Source organism: Pseudomonas proteolytica, from assembly GCF_007858275.1.
GTDB classification, from domain to species: domain Bacteria; phylum Pseudomonadota; class Gammaproteobacteria; order Pseudomonadales; family Pseudomonadaceae; genus Aquipseudomonas; species Aquipseudomonas proteolytica.
This window is the reverse complement of the sequence record NZ_VFEV01000079.1, coordinates 1-3,328: the sequence shown is the minus strand read 5'-3', so window position 1 is coordinate 3,328 and position 3,328 is coordinate 1. Positions and strand designations below refer to the sequence as shown.

At 60.3% G+C, this 3,328-nt stretch carries 4 protein-coding genes; all 4 read right to left on the bottom strand.

The window, feature by feature from the left end:
* Positions 1-203: 203 nt before the first annotated feature.
* Positions 204-1,364 (bottom strand): RNA-directed DNA polymerase, encoded by a 1,161-nt coding sequence (locus tag FIV38_RS29720; protein ID WP_235861028.1) that lies wholly within the window; start codon positions 1,362-1,364, stop codon positions 204-206.
* Positions 1,365-1,575: 211 nt separating this feature from the next.
* Entirely contained in the window at positions 1,576-1,932 is a 357-nt protein-coding gene (locus FIV38_RS29710) for a four helix bundle protein (RefSeq protein ID WP_092235990.1), read from the bottom strand.
* A gap of 54 nt (positions 1,933-1,986) precedes the next feature.
* Positions 1,987-2,607, bottom strand: a complete 621-nt coding sequence (locus tag FIV38_RS29705; RefSeq protein WP_092238751.1) for a DUF1566 domain-containing protein — start codon at positions 2,605-2,607, stop codon at positions 1,987-1,989.
* A 79-nt stretch (positions 2,608-2,686) separates the two neighbouring features.
* Positions 2,687-3,328, bottom strand: a 642-nt coding sequence (locus FIV38_RS29700) for a DUF1566 domain-containing protein (protein WP_236301043.1), incomplete at its 5' end; no start/stop codon positions are given.

Here is a 3,328-nt window from a genome sequence, read left to right as displayed (position 1 = left end):
TCACTCATGACCCACCTCCAAATAATCAGAAATCACAACCGACGGCCTCTGTAGGCAACCGGCATAAACACAAAATTGCCTCGTTTGTCTTTGATGACGGTCACCTTGTCACTGGTCAGACGCTTCATCAGATCTTCGAAACTGTATTGGCGGACCATAGGAGTAGCCTTGCCGGGCCATGCCCTGGCGGTGGAGTTGGTGGGTTACTTCTTCAGGAATGTCTTGGTCAGCGCCGCATTGACGCTGTTGCCGCGCTTCAACACGACGCGAGCCAGTGCTGCCCTGTCTTTCTCGCTGTGGCTGGCCTGGCTGAGCAGGCCGAAGTAGCTGTTTGCGGTCTCGCGCAGATCCTCGGCGGGCGCCGCGGCTGTTCGCTTCAGCGCCTGGGCCAGGGATCGTTTGCGGGTGGTTCGCCGCCAGGGCTTGATGACGTGACCAACGAAGTCGACGCCCCGATCCACGGGTTGCAGAATCGTCTTAGTGGGGTTCAGCTTAGCGCCGAGCCTTGGCAGGAACGCTTCGACCTCGGCCAACCACTGGTTGAGTTGCTGCGGGGACTCATGCAGAAACACGAAGTCATCGACGTACCGGATGTAGTGCTTGGCGCGCAGCGTGTGCTTGGCGAACTGGTCCAGGGCGTCGAGGTAGACGTTCGCGAAGAACTGCGACGACAGGTTGCCGATCGGCAGGCCGAGGTGAGCGGGCTGCGCAACCAGGCGCTTGTGCTGCGGCACCCGGTTGAACAGGTGCGCCGGGCTGCGGATCTCGTAATCCTCACGCGGGTCGTGCATGAGGATCTGCGTGGCTAGGGCCAGCCACCAGGGTTCGGTGATCTTGGCCTCCAGTTGCTTGCGCAGCACGGCCTTGTCGATGGCGACGAAGAAGTTTGCCAGGTCGCACTTCAGGTAGAAGATCGGTTTCGACCAGTTCTGCGAGGCGCTGCGGATCTTCGACTCAAGCCGTGTGGCGGCGTACAGCGTGCCGCGCCCTGGAATGCATGCGCAACTGTCCGCTATGAATCTGGCGTAGAAGCGCGGTGCCACATGGTTGTACATGAGGTGGTGGACGACGCGGTCCCGAAAGGCTGCTGCCCAGACTTCCCGGGCTTTCGGTCGGGTGACCACGAAACAGATAGATCGGCCTGGCCGGTATGTGCCGGCAATCAGGTCGTCGTGCAGTTGGATCAGGTTCCGCTCCAGGTCGATCTCGAAAGCCAGCGCGCTGTCGCTGTTGCGCTTGGTGCGCCGGCAGTCGTAATAGGCCTGCACCAGATCCTGAAACGGGTAGGGGCCCAAAGTCGAATCTGCGGACGGGGCGGACACGGAGCTCGTTGTTCTTGTCGTTGTTGTTCTGATTGCCATCATCGAAGTTCATGTTGAATGCGTTGTTGGCTGAGCGCTGCGACCTATCGTGCTATCTACGTCGCCAGGCCGAAGGCAAAGCCGATCAGCAAGGAAACTGCGCAAGACCTGCCCGGTCGCTTTAGACCGGCGGTATCTCTTGTGCGCATGGCGGTGACCCAAGGGTCAGCGGCACGACCAGATTCAATTCGCACAGACCAGAAAGCCGTAACCTTCAGGTAGCGGGCGCGGTTGGGGTGGAGCGTTTCCAGGCGTTTGCTTGCTTGCCTATTGAGGCCGTTACCTCAATTGCCTGGGCGTGTTGCGGAATGCTGATGAAGCGGTTGTCTTTGAAGAGTCGCATCAGGAACTCGACCACTTGCACCTTCTCGACCAGCAAGGTGAGGTGTGGCCGCTTGTCCTGGGTTGCGTTGGCCCGGGCAATTAGCATCAGCACTTCGATGCATTCGTCGATCACTCGCTTGCCGAGTGACTGCTTCAGGTCGCGGGGGATGTTCCGGGTCATCGTTGTGGCCATATGCAGCAGGCCCATCGAAGCCTTGTAGATCGCAAGTTCCGTATGCATTGCCATGTGGCTCGCTCTCCAAGAGCAACCGGCCGCAAGCGGCCGGATTAAATAAGCGAATTAATCAATAAGCTCGCTGCGGACGGGGCGGACACGGAGCTCGCCGCCCTTGCCGGTGGTGTCCTGACTGCCAGCATCGAAGTCCAGGCCGAATGCGCCGTAGGCTGAGCGCTGCGAACTCGACCAGTACCAGGTGTCGCGGAACGCTTCAGCACCGCCTTCCTGGAACACGGCGTGGAGGGTCTGCGCCGGGTCTTCTTCGCTGTACAGCAGGCCTACAGGCTCGCTGTTTGGGTTGTCGCCATTGCGCGAGCTCGCCCAGTTCTCTTCGGTGGTCGGCTTGAAGTGGCGGTACTGCAGCTCCTGCACATCGCGCGCCGGGATCGCCCAGTCGTTGTAACCGCCAATGCTCAGGGCCAGCACCTTCGCTGCAATCTCGCTGCCCGCCGCCGCCATGGCCTGGGTGTTGGCCAAGCTGTCGGTGAAGCTGTCGGCACCTTCGATCTTGACGCCGTACTCGCCCCACTTGCCGACCAGTTCATGCGCCGCCCCGGAGCTGATGTGCAGGGAGCGCTTGCCGGTGGATGGGTCGCGGGTAATGCCGGTGACGAAGCCGCCGCCGTAGGCCTGGCCGATTGCCGGGATGGTTGCTGCTGGCGCTGCTTTCTCAACTGCGGACATGGTGCTTCCTCTTTTCGAAGGCAACAAAAAAGGCGCTGTGCGCCCTGGTGTGCCGGATCAAGAACGAATGGATGAAGGATTAAATAAAGAATCTGCGGACGGGGCGGACACGGAGCTCGTCGAGCTTGACGTCGTAGCCCTGATGGCCATCAACGAAGTCCACGTAGAATGCGAAGTTGGCTGAGCGCTGCGAGGATGACCAGTAGTAGCAGTCTTGGGCGAATACCTCGGGGCAGTTCAGCCACCCCTGGTACAGCTCGGCAGCGGCCGGCAGGTAGAAGTCATGATGACCATCGGCCTGGTACTCGGCGCACGCATCGGCGGCGGGATACTTGCGCTCGTCGTCGTTACCAATCAGCACCTGGGTGTTGGTGTAGCCGTCGGTTTTGCTGAGCCCCTTTACCTCAACTCCACGGCCACCCCATTCAAGGCTGCCCACATCTTTTTCGGCGAAGATCAGGTAATGCGCTGGGACGTCACCGCGAGCTTGAACGAATCCGCCATTGATACCGCCCTGGCCTGGCCAAGTCTGGCCGATCTCAGGAGCGGCTGACGCCACTGCCGGCTGAACATTCGCGGCCGGTGGCAGAGCATGCACAAACAAGCTAGCCGCGAGCAGCTGAATCATACGTTCGGCAGTGCCTTTGATTTTGAGGCCGTCAGCCTCGATAGAAATTGTCTTGGCTTTCATCGGTGTTCCTCGGGTAAGCGCCGCCCTCCG